This is a genomic window from Acinetobacter sp. 3657 (assembly GCF_031456775.1).
GTDB lineage: Bacteria > Pseudomonadota > Gammaproteobacteria > Pseudomonadales > Moraxellaceae > Acinetobacter.
Window position 1 is genome coordinate 1 of record NZ_JAVDVH010000006.1, and the last position, 21,094, is coordinate 21,094.

At 41.6% G+C, this 21,094-nt stretch carries 19 protein-coding genes; 11 read left to right on the forward strand and 8 right to left on the reverse strand.

Going from position 1 to position 21,094, the window contains the following annotated elements; genetic code table 11:
- A partial coding sequence (gene fadB / locus J2Y37_RS08430) for a fatty acid oxidation complex subunit alpha FadB (protein WP_349032534.1) occupies nt 1-2,063 on the reverse strand: 2,063 nt, incomplete at its 3' end.
- A 394-nt stretch (nt 2,064-2,457) separates the two neighbouring features.
- Between fadB and lpxO the strand changes: the two genes are divergently transcribed.
- The 5 genes from lpxO (at nt 2,458) to pgsA (ending at nt 7,982) form a co-directional block, all read left to right on the forward strand.
- Complete coding sequence (lpxO, locus tag J2Y37_RS08435; protein ID WP_004668333.1) at nt 2,458-3,372, forward strand: lipid A hydroxylase LpxO; 915 nt, start codon at nt 2,458-2,460, stop codon at nt 3,370-3,372.
- Nucleotides 3,373-3,556: 184 nt separating this feature from the next.
- Nucleotides 3,557-4,420: a hypothetical protein gene (locus tag J2Y37_RS08440; RefSeq protein WP_349032535.1), complete on the forward strand. Its 864-nt coding sequence runs from the start codon at nt 3,557-3,559 to the stop codon at nt 4,418-4,420.
- 97 nt (nt 4,421-4,517) lie between these two features.
- Nucleotides 4,518-6,317 carry an excinuclease ABC subunit UvrC gene (gene uvrC / locus J2Y37_RS08445; protein WP_349032536.1) on the forward strand — a complete coding sequence of 600 codons (1,800 nt, stop codon included), beginning with the start codon at nt 4,518-4,520 and terminating at the stop codon, nt 6,315-6,317.
- 177 nt (nt 6,318-6,494) lie between these two features.
- Entirely contained in the window at nt 6,495-7,292 is a 798-nt protein-coding gene (locus tag J2Y37_RS08450; protein ID WP_004668338.1) for a thioesterase family protein, read from the forward strand.
- A 105-nt stretch (nt 7,293-7,397) separates the two neighbouring features.
- Entirely contained in the window at nt 7,398-7,982 is a 585-nt protein-coding gene (gene pgsA / locus J2Y37_RS08455; RefSeq protein WP_004668339.1) for a CDP-diacylglycerol--glycerol-3-phosphate 3-phosphatidyltransferase, read from the forward strand.
- 234 nt (nt 7,983-8,216) lie between these two features.
- Here pgsA and J2Y37_RS08460 read toward each other — a convergent pair whose 3' ends face one another.
- On the reverse strand, nt 8,217-8,984 hold the full coding sequence (locus J2Y37_RS08460; protein WP_349032537.1) for an IclR family transcriptional regulator C-terminal domain-containing protein: 768 nt from the start codon (nt 8,982-8,984) through the stop codon (nt 8,217-8,219).
- 429 nt (nt 8,985-9,413) lie between these two features.
- Here J2Y37_RS08460 and J2Y37_RS08465 point away from each other — a divergent pair, with 429 nt between their 5' ends.
- The 3 genes from J2Y37_RS08465 (at nt 9,414) to J2Y37_RS08475 (ending at nt 12,774) form a co-directional block, all read left to right on the forward strand.
- On the forward strand, nt 9,414-11,507 hold the full coding sequence (locus J2Y37_RS08465) for an FUSC family protein (protein WP_349032538.1): 2,094 nt from the start codon (nt 9,414-9,416) through the stop codon (nt 11,505-11,507).
- Entirely contained in the window at nt 11,500-11,706 is a 207-nt protein-coding gene (locus J2Y37_RS08470; RefSeq protein WP_004668345.1) for a DUF1656 domain-containing protein, read from the forward strand. The genes J2Y37_RS08465 and J2Y37_RS08470 overlap by 8 nt, the downstream gene beginning before the upstream one ends.
- A gap of 66 nt (nt 11,707-11,772) precedes the next feature.
- Nucleotides 11,773-12,774, forward strand: a complete 1,002-nt coding sequence (locus J2Y37_RS08475) for an HlyD family secretion protein (protein ID WP_005194760.1) — start codon at nt 11,773-11,775, stop codon at nt 12,772-12,774.
- A gap of 287 nt (nt 12,775-13,061) precedes the next feature.
- Here the strand turns inward: J2Y37_RS08475 and ruvX are convergent, their stop codons facing one another.
- From ruvX to recN, 3 genes are all read right to left on the reverse strand, one after another.
- Nucleotides 13,062-13,505: a Holliday junction resolvase RuvX gene (gene ruvX / locus J2Y37_RS08480; protein WP_349032539.1), complete on the reverse strand. Its 444-nt coding sequence runs from the start codon at nt 13,503-13,505 to the stop codon at nt 13,062-13,064.
- Nucleotides 13,498-14,052, reverse strand: coding sequence for a YqgE/AlgH family protein (locus J2Y37_RS08485; RefSeq protein ID WP_004668352.1), 555 nt, complete (start codon nt 14,050-14,052; stop codon nt 13,498-13,500). The genes ruvX and J2Y37_RS08485 overlap by 8 nt, the downstream gene beginning before the upstream one ends.
- A gap of 115 nt (nt 14,053-14,167) precedes the next feature.
- The gene (gene recN / locus J2Y37_RS08490) at nt 14,168-15,829 is read right to left on the reverse strand and encodes a DNA repair protein RecN (RefSeq protein WP_004668354.1); all 1,662 of its coding nucleotides are present in this window, start codon (nt 15,827-15,829) and stop codon (nt 14,168-14,170) included.
- 245 nt (nt 15,830-16,074) lie between these two features.
- On the opposite strand from recN, the gene J2Y37_RS08495 reads away from it, so the two are divergent.
- From J2Y37_RS08495 to J2Y37_RS08505, 3 genes are all read left to right on the forward strand, one after another.
- On the forward strand, nt 16,075-16,401 hold the full coding sequence (locus J2Y37_RS08495; protein ID WP_004668356.1) for a pyrimidine/purine nucleoside phosphorylase: 327 nt from the start codon (nt 16,075-16,077) through the stop codon (nt 16,399-16,401).
- Between the two features lie 293 nt (nt 16,402-16,694).
- The gene (gene rlmB, locus J2Y37_RS08500) at nt 16,695-17,441 is read left to right on the forward strand and encodes a 23S rRNA (guanosine(2251)-2'-O)-methyltransferase RlmB (RefSeq protein ID WP_005194769.1); all 747 of its coding nucleotides are present in this window, start codon (nt 16,695-16,697) and stop codon (nt 17,439-17,441) included.
- A 37-nt stretch (nt 17,442-17,478) separates the two neighbouring features.
- A complete protein-coding gene (locus J2Y37_RS08505; RefSeq protein ID WP_349032540.1) occupies nt 17,479-18,390 on the forward strand; it encodes a DMT family transporter in 912 nt (303 codons plus the stop codon).
- On the opposite strand, the gene coaE is transcribed toward J2Y37_RS08505, so the two are convergent.
- Genes coaE through J2Y37_RS08520 form a run of 3 tightly spaced genes read right to left on the reverse strand, consistent with a single transcriptional unit; the run spans nt 18,387 to nt 21,083 of the window.
- Nucleotides 18,387-18,992 carry a dephospho-CoA kinase gene (coaE, locus tag J2Y37_RS08510; protein WP_349032541.1) on the reverse strand — a complete coding sequence of 202 codons (606 nt, stop codon included), beginning with the start codon at nt 18,990-18,992 and terminating at the stop codon, nt 18,387-18,389. The genes J2Y37_RS08505 and coaE overlap by 4 nt on opposite strands.
- Nucleotide 18,993: 1 nt before the next feature.
- Nucleotides 18,994-19,854: an A24 family peptidase gene (locus J2Y37_RS08515; protein WP_349032542.1), complete on the reverse strand. Its 861-nt coding sequence runs from the start codon at nt 19,852-19,854 to the stop codon at nt 18,994-18,996.
- Nucleotides 19,854-21,083, reverse strand: a complete 1,230-nt coding sequence (locus J2Y37_RS08520; RefSeq protein WP_349032629.1) for a type II secretion system F family protein — start codon at nt 21,081-21,083, stop codon at nt 19,854-19,856. Before J2Y37_RS08520 ends, J2Y37_RS08515 begins: the two co-directional genes overlap by 1 nt.
- Nucleotides 21,084-21,094: the final 11 nt, after the last annotated feature.

Sequence of the window (21,094 nt, forward strand, 5' to 3'; positions counted from 1 at the left end):
AGCGCAAGGTATTCAGCAACACCTGTTTGGTCGATGTAACGACATGGACCACCACGGAATGGAGGGAAACCTACACCCATAATCATTGCCATATCTGCTTCAGCAGCCGTTGCAACGATGTTGTCTTCTAAGCAACGAACAGTTTCGTTACAGAAAGCAAGCATCATGCGGTCAATGATTTCTTGGTTGTCAAACTCGCGTTTTTCACCCGTAACGAAAGGTGCAATGATTTCGTAAGCTGTTGGATCAACAGTTTTCGCTTTCTTGCCTTTCTTGTCTAACACGTATTTGTAGAAACCAACGTCATTCTTTTGACCAAGACGTTTTGCTTCGTACATCGCTTCGATAGAACCTTTGTAGTCAGGCTTCATACGGTCAGGGAAACCTTCAGCCATGACTTCAGCGCCATGAACACCTGTATCGATACCAACAACGTCGATCAAGTATGCAGGACCCATAGGCCAGCCGAACTTCGCCATTACATTGTCTACTTGTTGGAAATCCGCACCGTCTTTAACAAGAAGGTCGAATGCACCAAAGTAAGGGAACAATACACGGTTTACTAAGAAGCCTGGGCAGTCGTTCACAACGATTGGTGTTTTACCCATTTTCTGAGCAAGAACAACTGTGGTTGCAATCGCTTCGTCAGAAGTCTTTTCACCACGAATAACTTCGACCAGTGGCATCATATGTACTGGGTTGAAGAAGTGCATACCAACGAAGTTTTCAGGACGTTGTAATGCTTTTGCTAAACGTGTAATTGAAATTGTAGAAGTGTTTGATGCAATGATCGTGTTTTCACGAACATTTTTCTCAGTTTCTACCAATACCATTTCTTTTACTTTTGGATTTTCAGTCACCGCTTCGATCACGATATCCACTTCTTTAAACTCATCGTAGCTTAAAGTCGGGCGGATGCGAGCAAGTGTTTCACCCATTTGCGCAGCTTTCATTTTCTTGCGTTCAACTTGCTTGGTCAGTAAGCCATTCGCTTCTTTCATACCAAGTGCAAGTTGTGGGTTACCAATGTCTTTCATGATGATTGGTGTGCCTTTGCTCGCCGCTTGGTAAGCAATACCACCACCCATGATACCAGCACCTAGAACAGCTGCTTGGTTTACTGGGTGAGCACCTTTCTCATATTTTTTCGCAGTTTTCTTCACAACTTGATCGTTGATGAATAAACCGATCAATGCACCTGCTTGTGGTGTGATCGCAGCTTTTGCGAAACCTTGTGCTTCTGCTTTTAATGCATCATCACGTGTTAAGGTTGCACCTGCTTGTAATGAATCAAGCAATAATTTTGGAGCAGGGTATTGCGCAGGGTTTGCTTTCGCAAGTACCGCACCTTTCGCTGTATTGAACGCCATCATTTGTTCAAGTGGGTTCAATTTAATCGCGTCTAATTTTTCTTGACGTTTTATTTTCCAGTCCAAACGACCCGCAATGGCTTGTTTAACCAAGTCAACGGCAGCTTCTTGTAGTTTGTCAGCAGCAACAACCGCATCTACAGCACCATCTTTAAGTGCAGCAGCAGGTTTCTTCGGATTCGCCATTGCCATCCATTCAACGGCATTGTCGATACCGATTAAACGGCTTAAACGTACGCTACCACCAAAACCAGGATAGATACCCAATTTGATTTCTGGTAAGCCGACTTGTGCTTGTTCCGACATGACACGGTAGTCACAGACTAAGCACATTTCAAAACCACCACCTAACGCCATGCCATTAATAGCAACAACTTTAGGGATGTCTAAATCTTCAAAGCTGTTGAAGATTTCGTGTACAGGCATAAGCCAATCAACAATTGCTTGTTCACCTGCGGCGAAGTTGTCGCCAAATTCAGTGATATCTGCACCAACGATAAATGTTGATTTTCCAGAAGTTACAACTAAGCCTTTAATATCGTTATTGGCTTTAACCGCAGCAATCGCTGCTTGGAAGTCTTCAATGGTTGCACGGTTAAATTTATTAACCGACTCACCTTGTAAGTCAAAGCGGAATTCTGCAATTCCGTCCGCAAGCATTTGGACGGTAATGGCATTGCCAGCGTGGATCATGCCTGATCTCCCTTGTTGTGGAGGATTCTGAGTTGATGTCATAAAGCATGTATGCGGTTAGGCACACAAAAAAGCTTCGCTAATCTTACGATAACTATATCTAAAAAGGACATAACAAGTTGTATCAAGGCGTGACGCAGTGGTCATCAATTTGTTGTAACTTTCTAGTGAGACTTTTAAGTCACGAAGAAAAATAAATTTTTAATGATGTTTTTAACTATTTCTCTTTGATTGCTAAAGATAACTCCAAAGCCTTATTTGTCCGCTTTAAACAAAGTAAATTGGTATTCAGTCATATAAATTTGCTAGAATAGCAAGCTTATTTTGAGTGCGATTTTGATATTTGGTTCTCAAACTGGCATTTGGTTTTCAGCTAAAAAGATAGAGTAATCTAATGATTAAGTGGATCATATTAGCGATCTTTATCATTTCGGCGTTCTATGTTCATCGCCGTGGTAAAGTTAGACACTCGTTTTATCGTCAATTTTTTGACCATTCAACGCTATTCGCACCCGTTAACTATTTAATGTACATGTTTTCCAGCGTGCCGAATCAACCCTATATCGACACACAGCATTTCAAGGACTTAAAAGTTCTGGATGAAAACTGGGAAATGATCCGTGATGAAGCGCAAGCGCTTTATGACAAAGGTGGTATTAAAGCATCAAGTACTTATGATGACTTGGGTTTTAATTCATTCTTTAAAACGGGTTGGAAGCGTTTCTATTTGAAATGGTATGACTCTGCACATCCATCAGCATCAGAATTTTGTCCAAAAACAACGGCTTTATTAAAAACACTCCCAAGTATCAAAGCTGCAATGTTTACAGAGCTTGCACCTGATAGCCGTTTGGTTCGCCATCGTGATCCTTATGCAGGTTCATTGCGTTACCATTTAGGTCTGATTACACCGAACGATGATCGTTGTTTCATTGATGTCGATGGTGAGCGTTATTCTTGGCGTGATGGTGAGAGTGTGGTGTTTGATGAAACCTATATTCACTATGCTGAAAATAAAACCGATCAAAACCGTATTATCTTTTTTGCTGACGTAGAGCGCCCATTAAAAACGCGTTTCATGGAAAAGTTTAATCATTGGTTTGGCAAAAGTGTGATGACTGCGGCAAGTTCACCCAATGAAGTGGGCGATCAAACTGGCGGCCTAAATAAAGCATTTGGTTATGTCTATCAAGTCCGTATTAAAGCCAAGGCGTTGAAGAAATCAAATCGTCAGCTTTATTACTTTTTGAAATGGTTCATTATGCTTGGCTTGTTCTTCGTAATTTTTGTTCGACCTTATGTATTTTAAGGTGAGCGATAACCTTTGATTCACTAGCTGTGCTGAACACATAGATTTATATTCTGCCCTGAAGTCTTAACGGATTTTCAGGGTTTTTTTATCCCCACCAGAGCATCACCAGAATCAGTGTCTAGTTGTATCAAATGGTATAAAAGTAGATAATCAATGCGCTTTTGAATGATGAGAATACATAATGAAAAAACAATTATTGATATGTATGAGTGTATTAAGTTTGGTCGCTTGCACAGACGAAAATGATGATATTTACGGTGGCTTAGATTCTAACAATAAAGGCTTTTATAGCTACGATATTGAGGCATCTAATACTTCAAACGGATTAATCAAAAAAGTATATCAAGTCGATAAGGATAAAATTCTTTCTTTAACATATTCGGAAACGCCAAAATTACGGACAGAAGCGTTACGTAACTTTTTAACTAAAGATGAGATATCGACCATACTTCCGCCACAAACTACAGCAGGTGCATATCTGATCGGAACAAAAGCAATTTTTAATGATTCGGTTTTAGAATACGAACCTTATAATTTTGGTCAAAAAGCATCTTTCAAACTCACTTATCAATTACAAAAAATTGATTTGTCGGGGTTAAACGTTTCAGATTATATTGGTTATTTGTTCACTCAAGCTAGAGATACACCCCTAATGAGTGATGCAACCTTGCAAATTATTCAAGCATTACTATTTTCCACTCAAGATAAGTTCCCTTCAGGCGCAACATGTTGGAACAAACAAGTTCAACTCAGTACCCAAAATTATATTGAGTTATATCCAACACAAAGCCTTTCCCATGTTAGTACAAACAGTAATATTCTAAATCAAGGAATTTGGCAAAATGCCGCATGGACGGCTTTCCAACCGAGTACTGAGTTTAAGTTAGCGGATACTCGAATTCGCCATCAATCGCGAGAATATTGGGGCTTTTTTCACAATGAAAGAGAGGTAAATACTGCGCAGCCGAACAATGTATTGGCGTGTGACTTCTTTAATGAATCGGCATTTAAGCAGGTTGATCGATTTTTGGGTCGAGTATTCTAATCATTACCTGAGCAGCACATGGATTTCACCGAGTTAGGCTTGAAATTCGTGTGCATAGACTACATCATCAAAGTAATTCTGCTCATGAAAATCTACTGTGAACTCAAACGCACGTGAACACATTGAAACCATCCTGACTCACATGACCCAATTGCCTGGTGTTTACAAAATGCTCAGCAAAGAGGGTGAGTTACTGTATGTGGGTAAGGCAAAAAATTTAAAAAATCGTGTATCCAGCTATTTTGTTAAAACTATTGAGCATCCTAAAACACAAGCCCTTGTTGCGCGTATTTATGACATTGAAACGCTGATTGTTCGTTCAGAAACAGAAGCTTTATTACTCGAACAAAATCTCATAAAACTGCACCGTCCGCCGTATAATATTATGCTGCGGGATGATAAATCTTATGTTTATATCTTTGTCTCAGCGGATAAGCCCTATCCGCGTATTGCCAGTGGACGTGGCAAAGGCAAACATCAAATTGGTAAGTTTTTTGGACCTTATCCGAGTGCCTATAGTGCTCGAGATACTTTGCTCACCTTACAAAAATTATTTAATGTACGGCAGTGTGAAAATAGCTATTTTGCCCAAAGAAAACGTCCGTGTTTGCAGTATCAAATCAAACGTTGTACTGCACCTTGTGTGGGATTGATTAGCCCTGAAGCTTATAAAGAAGATGTTGATAACTCGATTCGCTTTCTACAAGGCGACACCAAAGAGCTGAATCAAGAGTTGATTGGAAAAATGGAGCAAGCGGCTGAAGCACTTGAGTTTGAAAAGGCAGTGTTCTATCGGGATCGTTTGGGTTTATTGCGTGAGGTTCAGGCACAACAGGCAGTCTTTAAAGTTAAAGGTGAAGCCGACATTTTAGCGATTGCCTATCAAGCGGGCGTAACTTGTGTGCAGATCATGTATGTTCGTAACGGAAGAATGCTTGGAGGAAAAAGTTATTTTCCAGATATGTTGGGAGGTGATTTGGGGCAAATGCTCAGTGATTTTATTGCGAACTTTTATTTTCAGGTAGCAGATGAAGTACCGACTGAGTTGATTGTAAATATTGAGGTGCCAGATCGCCCCCAACTCGAAGAAGCATTACAACAGACCTTTAACAAGAAAGTCCACATCAAGCATAAAGTACGTGAAACACGGGCGGAGTGGCTAGAGTTGGCACAAATGAATGTGCAGCATGCCATTAAAGGTAAGCTCAGTAATTATCTAGAATTGAACGAACGTTTTCATCAGCTTGAGCAAGTGGTGGGGCGTCCGATTGACCGAATTGAATGTTTTGATATTAGCCATACGATGGGTGAAGCACCGATTGCATCCTGTGTGGTCTTTGATCAAGGCGGCGCGAGAAAGCGGGACTATCGTCAGTTTGCGATTCAAGATATTACGGGTGGTGATGACTATGCCGCTATGCGACAAGCATTAATCCGTCGTTATAAGAAAAATATATTGCCTGATTTACTCCTCATCGATGGTGGTAAAGGTCAATTGCATATGGCAATGGAGGTGATGCAAGAGTTAGCACTAGATGCTTTTATGATTGGGGTGTCTAAAGGTGAGGGGCGTAAAGCGGGTTTGGAAACGCTACATTTTACCGATGGCACTAAGCTGCAATTGGCAGAAGATCATAAAGCTTTGCATTTGATTCAACAGGTCCGTGATGAAGCCCATCGTTTTGCGATTACCAAGCATCGAGCGAAGCGTGATAAACGTCGCAGTAGTTCTGTATTGGAGGCGATTCCTGGGCTAGGTCCTAAACGCCGTCGTGATTTACTGACGCATTTTGGTGGGATACAAGGTGTACTGAGGGCATCTGAAAAAGAGCTTATGCTGGTTCAAGGTTTAGGTGAGGTGATGGCACGCACCATTTATAAAATCTTGCATGAGTAGATGATGCTGCACGATCGTGGGATAGGTCGCGTTGAACCGAGTGATCGATTGATCGTGTTATGGTGTCAGCATACTGAATTGACATAATTGTTCTGTAATTCTAGCCAGATCGATCATTCACATTTACGCTAAAAAGTAGAAAGATAACATTTATTCAGAGCGATCAAGGAAATCAATATGTCACTACTCCCGATTTATCAACAGATCGAACAACAAGAATGGATTGATATTCCATCGGGATGGCTACAAGGTCGCACAGTATTTGGTGGTTTAGTTGCAGGCTTAATGATCCAAAAAGCGCTGAGTGTGGTGAATGATGCAGCAAAACAACTCTTAAGTTGTAATGTCACTTTCGTTGGCCCTGTACAACAAGGGCGAGCAAAGCTGAGTGCTGAGATTTTAAGACAAGGAAAATCAGTCACTAGCTTAGAAATACGTTTATGGCAAGATGACGCAGTACAGAGTATTTTAGTTGCAAGTTTTGGTTCACAGCGTGAGTCTCGGATCCACGTGAGTAATTTGCCTCAAGTTCCTGATTATCCGATGGCTGAACAATTGGAAAAAACCTTCTATCTCGAAGGTTTGATGCCAGAATGCTTACAACAATTTGAATTGTGTTGGGCAGAGGGGAGCTACCCAATGGCGGGAAGTAAGGTCCCTGATTTTGGTGGTTGGAGTCGTTTTTCACCTGCTTTACATCCCAATCGTGACATGCAGCTTGCAGATTTGTTTGCTTTAATGGATGTTTGGCCGCCAGGTGTGTTGCCGATGTTTAAGACCCCAGCGCCTGCGAGTTCTTTGACATGGCAGATTACTTATTTAAGTCCAATTGCACATCAAATTCAGGATTGGTTTAAATATAAGGTCGTCACTGAGTTTGCCCATCAAGGGTATTCAACGGAATATGCTTATGTTTGGGATCAACAAAATCAGCTCATTGCCGTGTTAAGACAGACGGTTGCCGTTTTTGCCTAATCGACATTCAACTATATTTCGTATAAAGTTGCTTACAGATGGATACATTCTCGGTACATCCTTTGTGCAATATGCAAATTTGACGCGAACAACATGGCGGTGTTTATGAGTACAGGGCAAATCCTGAACATTCCCAATATCTTAACCTTGGCGCGTATTGCTTTAATACCAGTGTTTTTGGTGATCGCTTATTGGCCACCAGCCATTGGAGCTGAACATCATGGTGGAATGCTTCGCCATATGGTGCTGACAGCAATCTTTGTCGTTGCTGCGCTTACGGATTGGTTCGATGGCTATTTGGCACGGACATTAGATCAGAGTTCAGCTTTCGGACGTTTCCTTGATCCTGTTGCTGATAAACTAATGGTTGCAGCGGCGCTCATTGTCTTAGTGCAATGGCAACCGACCATTTCTATGGCATTTGCTGCCATCGTGATTATTTCTCGTGAAATTACGGTATCTGCTTTGCGTGAGTGGATGGCTGAACTCGGTGCGCGTACCAATGTTGCGGTTTCAACGGTAGGGAAGTATAAGACTGCTTTTCAAATGATTGCGATTAGTGTGTTTCTGTTGAATTGGAAACCACTCGAAATGTGGGCCTATGCTTTGCTTTATGCAGCTGTGATTTTGACATTATGGTCTATGTTTATCTATCTCAAAGCAGCGTGGCCATACTTGAAACAACCTTAAAATAGATATTTGATCGATCCATTCAAAATTTCTAAGCCTTCCAGATGGAGGGCTTTTTATTGACTATATAAAAATAAAGGTAAGAAAAAAGCCCATAGCAAGGATGAGCTTAGTTCTCTGAGGAAACATGCTCTTTTAGGAGAGTATGCTGAAGAACATAATCATAATATGAGAATCCATCTATTTTAGCAACGGCTAAAAATGTAAATATTTTTTATATTCTCAAGTTTGGCTTTATGGATTTTCTGAGAGTGTTGCAAATTTAAGTTCAATTTGTGCGGCATTGTTTTGCAGAATTTCTGTCAATTTTTGAATGTTTAAGAAGTCAAAACGGTTTTTTGATGCCACCAAAGTGAGCGCGATCGGCGCTTCTTTGTTCGAAAATCGAATTGGTACTGACAGACCACAAACAGATGGGTCGATCTCACCTTGTGATAAATAAAAGCCTTGTTTCTTGATTTTTCGCATGTGTTGAGAGAATTCATCTAAGTTTTGTGCGAAACCAACCTGAGCCAGTTCATGACTGAATTGTTGATAGTAGGCTTGAATGCGTTGTTTGCTCAAATGTGCAATCACGATTTTTGGTGATGCACCAATATAAACAGGGCGAGGACAACCACGACCAAATGAGAGTAGCTCTGACTCTTTAAATGTTTCGTGATGTAGGTCGATACAATAATCATGGTTTAGATAAGTGAGCAAACAGCACAGTTCAGTTTTTTCAACGATATCTCGCATAAAAGGAATACTTGTTTGCACCAATGGATCGGTGCTGTGCGAAATATAGTCCAGAACAGCGATTTTAGATCCTAAAGTATAGTCACCTGACGTGCCACTAATGCGTTTCAGCATATCGGTCGCGACTAATTCTTTAAGATAGCGATAGGCAGTAGGTTTGGATAGAGCAAGCTCATCACAAATGATATCGACATTGATAATCGGGCGTGAAACTGAGAATAGATCCAGTACAGTGAGAATCTTACCAAAACTCGAAATTGCCATGATGGGGCATCTACTCCTTAAAAATAACGTGAAAATCAAACTTTTATTGTTTTATAACAGAAAAGTCTGAGTTCGTGTATGGACTTTTAAATCTGATCGAGATGGTTGAATAAACCAATGGTCATGATGAGAAAGAAGATCACTTCTATCGGTATTATTCTAAATTAAAATTAAATATTATCAAATGGTGATAATTTGTATTGACTAATTGGTCGTGTTTTGAAAAAATGGATCACATAATGTCTTATTTGGATATTTTTTGGGTTATAACTCTAAATTTTCCGAATATTGCACATCACTTCCTATCATCAGCTTTACGCTTATCGAACTGATTTGGATCTGTCCAAATCAGTTGAATTCGTCATCACATATATTGGTGTTGTTGAAGGAATATGGGCGAAAAGTCTGGCTCAGAATTGAGACACGTTCATGCTATTTAAACAGTTGTTGGCTTTTAGACCGAGCCGACTGGACATTATTTTTGCCTGCAAAACCTTTGTGGCAGGCATGCTGGCACTGTTTATTTCATTTGAACTCGATTTAATTAATCCAATGTGGTCGATTGGTACGGTATTGATTATTGCCAATCCTTACTCAGGGATGGTGTCGTCAAAATGTGTGTATCGTTTAGTTGGGACGGTAGTTGGGGCAATGATTGCCTTATTGTTAACCCCTCATTTTATTAATACGCCATGGTTATTTACCATTATTTTGTCTTTATGGGTGGGCTTTGCTTTATACGTTTCATTGCTTGATCGTACACCACGTAGTTATGTCTTTATGTTGGCTGGCTATTCAACCGCCATGATTGTGTATAACGCGATTACCTATATTGATGTCTACAATATTTTTGATATTGCATTGGCGCGCGTGTTAGAAATTTCAATCGGTGTGATTGCAACAGCGGTCGTCTCTGCAACGGTTTTACCCGTTCATGTTGGTGCAATGATCAAGCAGCGTGTCAATAAAACCTTAAGTGATCTGGAAAGTACCTTTAGGAATCTAATGAGTGTGCAGACAAGTTCAGACGATGATACGCAAATTCTGTCTGTGATCACGCGTGATGCTTCCGACATTCATGCTTTGGCAGTTCATTTGGCCTATGAAAAAGGTGAGTTGAATGGGATGACCAAGCCTTTGCAGGAAATGTTGCATCAGGTGTCGTTAGTGGTCGCCAATCTGGTGGCACTGTCTCAACGCGTGAAACAGCTTGAAAAAATGCAAATGAGCAATCTAGCACCGCACTTGGATCTGATTCTTCAGCATAGCTTGGCATTTTTAAAACAAGATCGCGTGTTAAAAGCGAGTGATTTACAGGGCTTACCGAGCAGTTTTGAACAGGATTTTGCTGAACTTATGGTTCTGGCAACGTCCGAACAGCAAATTGTCTTGGCGGCATTGAAAATGGATGTGCGTCATTTTATTGCCAATATTTTGGCGGTAAAGCTTATTTGGCAGCAGATCCAGCAAGGCAACAAAGATATTCCTGTCGAAATTACCGCGATTACCACCAAGTACCCAAGTTTACATCGTGATCATGGCATCGCTGTTCGTGGTGGCATTAGTGCGGTATTGATTACTTTTATTGTGACTGGCGCATGGATTCTTTCGGGTTGGAAAGCTGGATTTATGATGGCGCAAATGGGTGCGGTGACGGCGTGTATTTTGACTGCTTTGGATAATCCTGTGCCTGTGTTACGGATTTTTATTTGGGGCAGTATTTTTTCTGCGGGTTTGGTCTTTTTATACGCCTTTGGTATTTTTCCGCATGTCACACATTTTTGGCAACTGGCTTTGGTCCTGTTTCCAATGTTCCTTGTGGCTGTAACCATGATGGCCAATCAAATGCTGATGCCGATTGGTATGGTACTTGGGATCAACACCATGATGGGTTTGAATCTGCATAACCAATATACGATGGATGCGGTTTCTTATTTGGATAGCTCTTTTGCAATGATCTTGGGCGTATTGGTGTCGCTAATTGTGATTGATTTGGTTCGTGCCGTTTCACCTGATACCAGTGCCACACGTATTTTGGCTTTGCATTATCAAGCCATGCGTCAAGCCTTAAGCCTGTCTTATGGTAGTGATTTTAAAATCCATTTACGCAGTATGTTGGATCGCGTGGGTATTTTGAATACCAAGTTGGTGCAAAATCCTGAGATTAAAACAGCGATTCAAAATGCATTGATTGAGAGCAGCTCGATTGTTGATTTGGTGCGGCTACAAGAAATTAGTCAAAAACTACCGCAGCTACCCGCGCTGCAAACTGAGGTCGCAGTATTACAGCAGCAATTAGCTCAGTATTTCCAAGCCCAAGAGAAACAAAGTGCATCGCATCATTTCTCAACATCTATTGTGCAGCAAATCAATCTACTGCATCGCATTGCTCAGCAGATTGAAGATGCTCAATTACAGCAACGGCTGTTGATTTCTCTGAATAATATTTGTGAAAGCATTGGTCATATTCCAACCGATGAAATGGATGTGGCAATGTCAGGCGTAGGTGTGTCACATGGGTGAAATTAATCTTTATGGGATTTATATCCCCATTCTTTTGGTGCAAGCCATCATCGCTTATGTCTTGTTTAAGCTGATTAGTCCATGGGTCGACCGATTGGTCATCAAGGGTTGGATTGCACTGCCGAGTATTTTTAATCTGTGTTTTTACTTGGCATTGTTGCTACTGGTCCATGGGCTATTCGTGTGGCTGTGGGTCTAAGGTTTTTTAATAAACACTCAATTCGAAATTTAATGATTTAAAGAATCAGTGGTAAAGGTAATGAACATGAAGGCATTTGAGGTGCGAAAAGTCATACGTCCTGTGGTATTACTCGTTGCGATCGTGATCGCTGTTTATGCGGTCGTGCATTTATGGAATTACTACAATGCCGCACCGTGGACGAGAGATGGCCGTGTACGGGGTGATGTGATTCAGGTCGCATCAGATGTCAACGGTCTGGTTACAGAGGTTCTGGTACAGGATAACCAGACTGTTAAAAAAGGGCAGGTGCTTTTCAAAATAGATGTCGCACGTCAGGCTTTAGATGTGGAACAAGCAAAATCTGATTTGGCTAAGGCCAAGGCGGGTTTGGCACAAGCTCATGCAAACTTGGCAGGTGCGAAAGCCAGTTTGATCAAAACTGAAGCCAATATGAAGCTGACTGAAAAGAATGCAGCGCGTTATGCCAGCCTCATGGATGGTGCGATTTCAAGGCAAGAGCAGGATCAAGTATTTGCAACTCGTGATCAAGCTGTCGCAGAGCGTGAGCAACTGGTTGCAAGTATTGAGCAGTCCAATGCAGCGATTCAACAGCAACAAGCACTGATAGAAGTCGCACAAAGCAGTTTGCATTTAGCTCAATTAAATTTACATCGTTCAGAAGTGGTTGCACCTGCTGATGGAACTTTATCAAATTTTGATTTGCGTGTCGGAAGCTATGTCAATGTGGGGCAAGCCGTTGCCGCTTTACTTGATCGCCATCAGCTTTATGTGGTGGGTTATTTTGAAGAAACAAAACTCAATCGTATTCATGTTGGTGATCAGGCAACGGTGCAACTCATGGGTGATCGTCAACAGATTAAAGGGCATGTTCAAGGGGTAGCAACGGGAATTGAAGATCGTGAACGCTCAGGCAGTTCTAATTTACTCGCTAACGTGAATCCGACCTTTAGTTGGGTGCGTTTAGCACAACGTGTACCTGTCAAGATCGTGTTAGATGAGCAACCGCAGAATCCACTGGCATTTGTTTCTGGACGCACGGCAACGGTTCGAATTATTGAGAAATAGTGATATGCGGCGTCTTGCTGAGTTCTCATCCAATTTTAGGTTAAACCTGCGGTTCGCCCTACTTTGGTTTCGCCCAAAGTAGGCAAAGGCATTGTCATCCACAAAACCTGTTCTATTTCTTCATTTATATGCTTTTTCGCAGAAACAAAATCTTGTTTATGCCACGCAGGTTGTGGATGACGCTTCCGTGTATCTTATTTTATTCAAGAGTTGTTATCTTGAAGTTGTTTTCTATCGCGGAATAATACTAATGCTGCTCTGTGATAGAAAGTTGAGGGATAGTTTTTTTAAGGTGTAATCCCTGCAGGATCGCGATACCAACTTTGAATCAGCAACGCAGCGGCAAAACTATCTGAGGATAAGCGCCTGGCGCGACCACGTTCTTGATAAAACTCAAGTTCCTCACGTGCTTCTCGGGTAGTCAAACGTTCATCGACCATCCATGTTTCAATGTTGGTTTGATGGCGTAAGCGTCGTGCAAATTTGCGGGCACGTGCAGAAAGTTCTGACTCACTATCATCCATATTCAGTGGCAAACCCACTAAAAATAAATTCGGTTGCCATTCTTTGACCAGTTTCAGTAATTGATTCCAGTCTGGAATGCCATCTTTCATGATGAATAAGGGCAGAGGATTGGCACTTTCAATACGTGATTGACCAATCGCAATCCCCATTTTTTGGGTGCCAAAATCAAATGCCATAATTGATTGTGAAGTTTGGATATCAGGCATGACCAATCTCTGAAGCAAACCATGTACGATCTACCCCAATTTTTTTGTAGGCCGCATCCCAACGATCGTCATAAGGTAAGTTGAAAATCAAATCCATATCTGAGTCACAAATTAGCCAATCGCCTCGAGCCATTTCTTCCTCAAGTTGATTTTTGCTCCAACTCGCATAACCCAATGCGATTTGATAACGACCAACACCTTCATTGTGTGCAATCGCGTCTAAGATATCTTTACTGGTGGTGATACAAACATTTTCACCCACTGCGATGGATGAATGCCAAGTGGGTTGACCAGTATGTAAAACAAAGCCAGCCTCGGGACGCAAAGGTCCACCTTGCAAAACTGCATGTGGCTGTACATTGTCGGCATCGATCTCTAAATCATTGAGTAATTCTTTGATTTGTAGATCAGAAGGGCGATTGATCACAATGCCTTGAGCGCCGTCTTCATCATGGCGAGCAACATATATGACTGTATTTGCAAAGAAGTCATCTGCCATGTCTGGTGGAGCAATTAGACAACGATGAGTTAAATATTGTTTCGTCACCTAGGCGGTTCTCCATCAAAATATTCTGCTAATTTATCTATATAGGTTCTTTTTATCAACATACAAGAGTTGATCGGATTTCGCCAATCATTTTCTGATATTTTGTCAATAGACGCTAGCTCGGTTGAAATTTCAACTGACGTAGTTGTTTCGCGTGTTGTAAGGTGGTTTCGCTAATTTCGACCCCTCCAGACATGCGGGCAAGTTCCAAAATTCGTTGCGCTTCGTCAAGTTCAATGATGGTGCTACTGGCAGGATCAGTTTGTTGCTTTTTCACCAAGAGATGCTGGTCAGATTGTGCCGCAACTTGCGCTTGATGAGTAATACAAAGCAATTGTACGTGTTGCGCCAAATCAGCGAGGAGGCGACCAACCACTTCAGCAGTTCCGCCACTAATCCCGACATCAATTTCATCAAATACCAGCACTTCAGCTTCAGTTTTTTCGGCATTCATGACTTGCATGACCAGCGCAATACGTGAAAGTTCACCACCTGATGCCACACGTGCTAGGGGTTGTGCTGGGATACCTTTATTGGCAGTGAATAGCAGTTGAATAGAACTTAAACCTTCTGCATTTGGTGGCATCAATGGTTCAAACTTAAATTCAAAATAGGCTTCAGGTAAAGCAAGTGGTTTGACTTGTTCGATCAGTTGTTGTGCCAATGGAATGGCTGCAGCACGACGAATTTCATCTAAATGTTGTGCTTTTTGCATAAATTCTTGATATGAAATCTCAACTTGTTCCGCTAAGGTTTCAGGATCTTCAAGATGATGGAGCTGTTCTAGCTCTTGTTGCCAAGCTTCGTATTCCTGCTTTAGTTGTTCAGGTTGGCTACGATGCTTACGAGCAAGGCGATGAAAAATTTCTAAAGTTGCATTGAGCTGTTCCATCCGCTCAGGATCAAAACTTTGTCGGTCAATAAATTGACGCAAACTCGCAGTTGCATCATCTATTTCACTTTGTGCATTCAACAATGAATTATAAATACTGGAGAGTTGTTCACTACGTCCTGCGTGAGATTCCAAACGACGGATGATAGAGGCAACTTCTTGGGTAATATTTTGTTCTGCTTCATCTAGCACATTCAAGCTAAAACCACAGTCTTGCATGATGTGTTCATGATGGCTCAGACGATCAAATTCTTGTTCTGTTTCACGATAATCGGTCTGAATGATATCTTCGAGTTCTTCAAGTTGGGATTCAAGCGTTTGTATTCTTTGAATACGTGTTGCTTGTGCATCTAAAGCGGCTTGATGTTGATGAATGTTTTTTTGCCAAGTCGCATAAGCCTCACGTACAGCCTGTGCTGGCGTTGCAAAGTTGCTATAGCGGTCTAACCAATGTTTGGGATAGGGTGGTTCAAGTAATTGTTGTTGGCTATGCTGGCTATAGAGTTGTACGAGCAAACGCCCAATTTCTTTAAGTTCAGTTAAACTGCTTGGTCGCCCATTAATCCATGCTTTACTTCGGCCTGTCGCAAAAACCACGCGTCTTAAATGAATTTCAGCAGTGTCATCATCCAGTTCATGTTCTTTTAACCAATGTGCTTCGGCACTTTCGGGCTGATAACTAAATACAGCAGTCACATCTGCTTTATCGGCACCATAGCGGACATAATGGGTGTCTGTGCGCTCTCCTAAACAGGCAGATAATGCATCTAACAATAATGATTTACCTGCACCAGTTTCACCAGTAAGTACATTAAAACCTTGTTCAATATCTAAAGCGAGGTGGTCGGCGAGTGCAAAATTAATTAAAGTTAAATGGGTGAGCATAAACGCATCCAATGCACAAAATCTTTTGCTTAAAGATAGAGAAGTTTTATAGTTGCTACAAGCGTTGAATAGATGATTTTGTTGATTTGCCTAGGATATGACAGTTCCCCCTGTGATAAAGTTCTTTGGTGCTTCGAAATTTGCTGCAAAAAGCATGATAAAAATGGATTGATTAGTGACGCAGGCACAATTAAACTACGTCCATCATAACCTAATATAAATGCTGCATTATTTGGAGAGTAGGCATGAGTTCAGTGCAGTTTGATCATGTTACGGTCATTAAAAAGTCAAATGTGTATTTTGGTGGGGCATGTATTAGCCATACAGTACAGTTTGAAGATGGTACCAAAAAGACTTTAGGTGTCCTTTTACCGACTGAACAGCCTTTAGCATTCGAGACACATGTACCAGAGCGTATGGAAATTATTTCTGGTGAATGCCGTGTAAAAATTGCAGATAGCACCGAAAGTGAGTTATTCCGTGCTGGACAGTCTTTTTATGTGCCTGGCAACAGTGTTTTTCATATCGAAGCGGATGAAGTGCTCGATTATGTTTGCCATCTAGAAGGCTAACCTATTACTGTTTAAATCGAGTACACTTATGCTGTAAGGGAATCCTGTAAAGTCATTTTACAGGATTTTTTATTAAATTCCCTTGCGGAGCTATTCGCTCCTCACCTGTAAAGTCATTTTACAGGATTTTTTTATTAAACTCCCTTGCGGAGCTATTCGCTCCTCACCTGTAAAGTCACTTTGCAGGATTTTTATTTTTTATAAATCTCCCAAAAGTTCCTGCTTCAAAGAGAAACTTTTACAACCTAAATCCCCTTTTTTGAAGCGGGCATTTTTAAAGAGGTCGTTCGTTCATGGCAAAATCTGAATATTATTATGGTGTTCACTCTGTGGAGTCATTATTAGAGTTAGAGCCTGAGCGAGTCTTGACCTTGTTTACCCTGAAAGGGCGTGATGACCAACGTCTACAAAAGATTTTACAGCTTGCAGAACCTTTTGGGATTAGTGTGCAACAAGCCAGTCGAGACAGTTTAGAAAAATTGGCGGGTCTGCCTTTTCATCAGGGGGTTGTCGCGGCTGTACGTCCACATCCGACCTTAAATGAACAAGATTTAGATCAACTGATGCAACAGACTCCAAATGCGTTGTTATTGGCACTGGATCAAGTAACTGATCCGCATAACCTTGGTGCCTGTATTCGTACCGCTGCTGCAATGGGGGTTCAAGCGGTGATCGTGCCTCGTGACCGTTCCGCAGGGCTTACACCAACTGCTCGCAAAGTTGCAGCAGGGGGCGCTGAAAAGGTTAAATTTATTCAAGTCACTAATCTTGCACGTACTTTGGCGCATTTAAAAGACACCACACATACGCGCGTTATCGGCACGATGTTAGATGAAAAGGCTTTGCCACTACAGCAGTGTGATTTTAGTGGACCGATTGTGATCGTGATGGGTGCTGAAGATACAGGCTTGCGACCAATTACACAGTCTCAGTGTGATCACACCGTTTATATTCCAATGTCAGGTGATTTACAAAGCTTGAATGTGAGTGTAGCGACGGGAATGGCGTTGTATGAAGCATGTCGTCAGCGAAATGTATAAGCATATGCCTGCGGTATGATGATTCAAGTGCTTTGACATGACGGTTCGAACCCAAGGCTATGTATTTGTCTTCATTACCATGTGTATTTGGGGCGGCTTTACCATTTTTTCTCGCTTAAATGCGCATTGGCATATCAGTGCTTGGGATCTGGTTGCAATGCGCTTTGCGATTGCGTTTACGATTCTCATGCCGATCCTGATTTATAAAAAAGATTTGGCTTTTTTATGGCATCCACGTGCAGTGATATTGGCATTAACAGGAGGTTTAGCCTACTGTTTTACCGTTTATACTGCCTTTCTACATGCACCTGCAGCGCATGCCGCGATTTTTTTAAATGGTTTTATCCCATTATGTACTGCCGTCGCTGCTTATGTATTTTTTAAGCAGACCTTTGATAAGCATACGTGGTTGAGTTTGATCATCATGTTGAGTGCTTTGGCGGTGATGAGCTATTTGATGTTGCATGAGCAGGCTTCGTCATTTGGTCTAGGTGATCTGTTGTTCTTTTTTAGTGCTGTTTGGTGGGGGCTATTCACTGTGTTGTTGAAACAGTGGAAACTGTCCGCATGGCATGCCATGGCGAGTGTGGCAATCTGGTCTGCATTGATTTATTTGCCGATTTATCTTTTATTTATTCCAAAGCATTTTCAAGAAGTCGAAGCTGTACATTTATTGGTACAAGGGTTGTTTCATGGCGTATTGGTCGTGATTGTTGCCACTTTGACTTATATCGCTGCAATTCAGCGTTTAGGTGCATTTAAGACTGGAAGTATTGTCACTTTAGCGCCGTTTATCGCGGCTGTGCTTGCCGTTCCGTTGTTAAATGAACCCTTAAGTGTTGCCGTTGCTTGTGGTTTGGTGGGAATGGCAATCGGGGCATTACAGCCATGGCGGTGGTTCCGCCAAGACAGTTTAAGTAAACAACTTGCTCAGCAAAAAAAAGATTAAAAAAACTGCTCAGCATGTTGTAAATAGCTTAAATGCAAAGGCTTGAGTTGCTTATGCAGATGTTCTAATAAACCATCATTGAGAACAACATCATGGGCGAGTTGTTGTTTTTGAGCTCTAGGCATTTGTGCTGCAATAATTTTTCTAATCTCTGCTGCATTTTGTCCATCGCGTTGGCTGGCACGCTGTAACTGTGTTTGTTCATCTGCATCAATCAGTAAGGTGTGATGAACAAGTTCATGCTGATTGGTTTCAAAGAGTAGTGGTGAAACCAAGATCACATAAGGGCTTTGAGCGTTTTGTAGTTGTTGGATAATCGACTGGCGAATCGCGGGGTGGGTAATTCCTTCTAACGTTTGACGCGCTTCAGGTGATTGGAAAATATGCTCACGCAGAGCACGTCGATTTAGACTACCATCTTCCAATAACACCCAATCTCCAAAAGCATCTTGAATGCTTTTTAATGCGGGTTGACCTTGTTCAACAACTTCTCTTGCCACAATGTCAGCATCAACAACGCAGATACCTTGAGACTCAAACCATTGGGTCGCCGCAGATTTACCACTGCCAATGCCACCTGTAATTCCCAAGATAAATCGCATGTTAACCTCCAAGATAAACTTTCATAATTTGATCACCCCATAAAAAAGCAATCCAACCTGCAATCGCAATATAAGGACCAAATGCAAAGGGCTGATTTTCACCACGCATTTTCAGCAGGATAATCCCTACAATTGCGCCGACGATCGAAGACAGTAACACAATCAACGGCAGTAGCATCGGCCCCATCCAAGCACCTAAGGCTGCGAGTAGTTTAAAGTCTCCATAGCCCATTCCTTCTTTGCCTGTGATGAGTTTAAAGAGATAATAAACAATCCATAGACAGAGGAAACCGATTACATAGCCCCAAATCGCTGAGCTTGCTGTGGTATAAATTGCAAAACTGTTAATTGCCAAACCTAAGGCTGCAAGGGGAAGGGTAAAACGGTCAGGAAGCAGTTGTGTGTCAAAATCAATAAAGGTCAGTGTGATTAAAACCCATGTGAAAATCAATGCAAACAGCATTTGAATGGTTGCACCAAATACAGCCACGACCATCAGTGAACACGCCATTGTGAGGAGTTCAATCAATGGATAGCGGATACTAATTGGATTTTGACAAGCACCACATTTACCACGTAGTACGAGCCAACTGATCACAGGAATATTTTGATACCAGCGTATCGCAGAGTGACATTTTGGGCAGGTCGAGGGTGGTTGACTGAGTGTTAATTTACTTTGATCGATGAGCGGTTGTTCTGGGTGGAGCAGCATCTGACATTCTTGCTGCCATTCCTGTTCCATCATTCGAGGTGTTCGGAAAATAACGACGTTGAGGAAACTACCAATACATAAACTCAATAACCCCACTGCAAGATAGAGTGCAGTTGGGTTTTCGATAAAATAAGAGAAAAATTGTTGCATTAGACCACAGAACCCATTTGGAAGATTGGAAGGTACATTGCAATCACAAGTCCACCGACCAGTACACCTAGAATTGCCATAATGAGTGGTTCCATCATTGCAGTTAAACCATCAACCGCGTTATCGACTTCATTTTCATAGTGGGTTGCAACTTTATCGAGCATACTGTCTAGAGCACCTGATTCTTCGCCGATCGCAACCATTTGAATCGCCATTGAAGGAAAACGATTCGATACCCGCATGGCAAACTGTAATTGTTGTCCAGTTGCGACATCTTCACGGATTTTCATCACCGCATCTTCGTAAACTACGTTGTTGGTTGCACCAGCGGTTGATTCAAGTGCATCAATCAGTGGTACACCTGCTGCAAATGTGGTCGCTAGAGTGCGACTATACCGCGCGATAATGGCTTTATAAACTAAGTCACCAAAAATAGGTAATCTCAGTGCCATTTTGTCCAAGGTATCTCGGAACTTTTTACTGCGTTTTTTGGCTTCGAGAAAGCACGCAATAATTGCACCAATCACAATAATCAGAATAAACCAATATTCTTGCATCCATACCGACATATTCACCACCATTTTGGTAAAGGCAGGTAAGTCAGCACCAAATGAACTAAATAGATCTTGGAAAACAGGCACAACTTTGACCATCAAAATAATCGTCACAATGACCGCAACCACAATCACTGTGGCTGGGTATTTCATGGCTTTTTTGATCTTTTGCTTCAGTAATTCACTTTTTTCTTTATAGATTGCAACACGATCGAGCATGGTTTCTAGCGCACCAGACTGCTCGCCAGATTCAACTAAAGAACAAAATAAATTGTCAAAATATTGTGGGTATTTTCTCAGTGCACCAGCAAAAGTATTACCCCCTTCCACCTCGCTCTTTATGCCCAGCACGACTTCACGCATGGCAGGGTTTTCTAAGCCTTCAGCAACAATTTCAAACCCTTGAACCAATGGTACACCAGCTTTCATCATGGTTGCGAGCTGGCGTGTGAACACCGTGATATCCAGTGTTGTGACTCGTCTTTTCATTAAGCCATCGAGAATGTTCTTACGTTTTTCTCGAATATTCTTAATGGTGACACCCTGTTTACGTAAAGTGACTTTTGCTAAAGCCATATTACGTGCAGGTAATTCCCCTTTAATTTTTGCCCCTTTACGATCTACCCCTTCATAAGCAAAAGTAGGCATCATTTGCGCTTTTTTAGCTGCCATGATTATTAATCCTT

Coding starts and splice junctions, on each gene's coding strand:
- recN (WP_004668354.1), bottom strand. CDS start 15,829: ATGCTCACCCATTTAACTTTAATTAATTTTGCACTCGCCGACCACCTC.
- ruvX (WP_349032539.1), bottom strand. CDS start 13,505: ATGCCTGATATCCAAACTTCACAATCAATTATGGCATTTGATTTTGGC.
- pgsA (WP_004668339.1), top strand. CDS start 7,398: ATGAGTACAGGGCAAATCCTGAACATTCCCAATATCTTAACCTTGGCG.
- J2Y37_RS08475 (WP_005194760.1), top strand. CDS start 11,773: ATGAAGGCATTTGAGGTGCGAAAAGTCATACGTCCTGTGGTATTACTC.
- coaE (WP_349032541.1), bottom strand. CDS start 18,992: ATGCGATTTATCTTGGGAATTACAGGTGGCATTGGCAGTGGTAAATCT.
- lpxO (WP_004668333.1), top strand. CDS start 2,458: ATGATTAAGTGGATCATATTAGCGATCTTTATCATTTCGGCGTTCTAT.
- J2Y37_RS08505 (WP_349032540.1), top strand. CDS start 17,479: ATGACGGTTCGAACCCAAGGCTATGTATTTGTCTTCATTACCATGTGT.
- rlmB (WP_005194769.1), top strand. CDS start 16,695: ATGGCAAAATCTGAATATTATTATGGTGTTCACTCTGTGGAGTCATTA.
- J2Y37_RS08495 (WP_004668356.1), top strand. CDS start 16,075: ATGAGTTCAGTGCAGTTTGATCATGTTACGGTCATTAAAAAGTCAAAT.
- J2Y37_RS08450 (WP_004668338.1), top strand. CDS start 6,495: ATGTCACTACTCCCGATTTATCAACAGATCGAACAACAAGAATGGATT.
- J2Y37_RS08460 (WP_349032537.1), bottom strand. CDS start 8,984: ATGGCAATTTCGAGTTTTGGTAAGATTCTCACTGTACTGGATCTATTC.
- J2Y37_RS08515 (WP_349032542.1), bottom strand. CDS start 19,854: ATGCAACAATTTTTCTCTTATTTTATCGAAAACCCAACTGCACTCTAT.
- J2Y37_RS08440 (WP_349032535.1), top strand. CDS start 3,557: ATGAAAAAACAATTATTGATATGTATGAGTGTATTAAGTTTGGTCGCT.
- J2Y37_RS08470 (WP_004668345.1), top strand. CDS start 11,500: ATGGGTGAAATTAATCTTTATGGGATTTATATCCCCATTCTTTTGGTG.
- J2Y37_RS08465 (WP_349032538.1), top strand. CDS start 9,414: ATGCTATTTAAACAGTTGTTGGCTTTTAGACCGAGCCGACTGGACATT.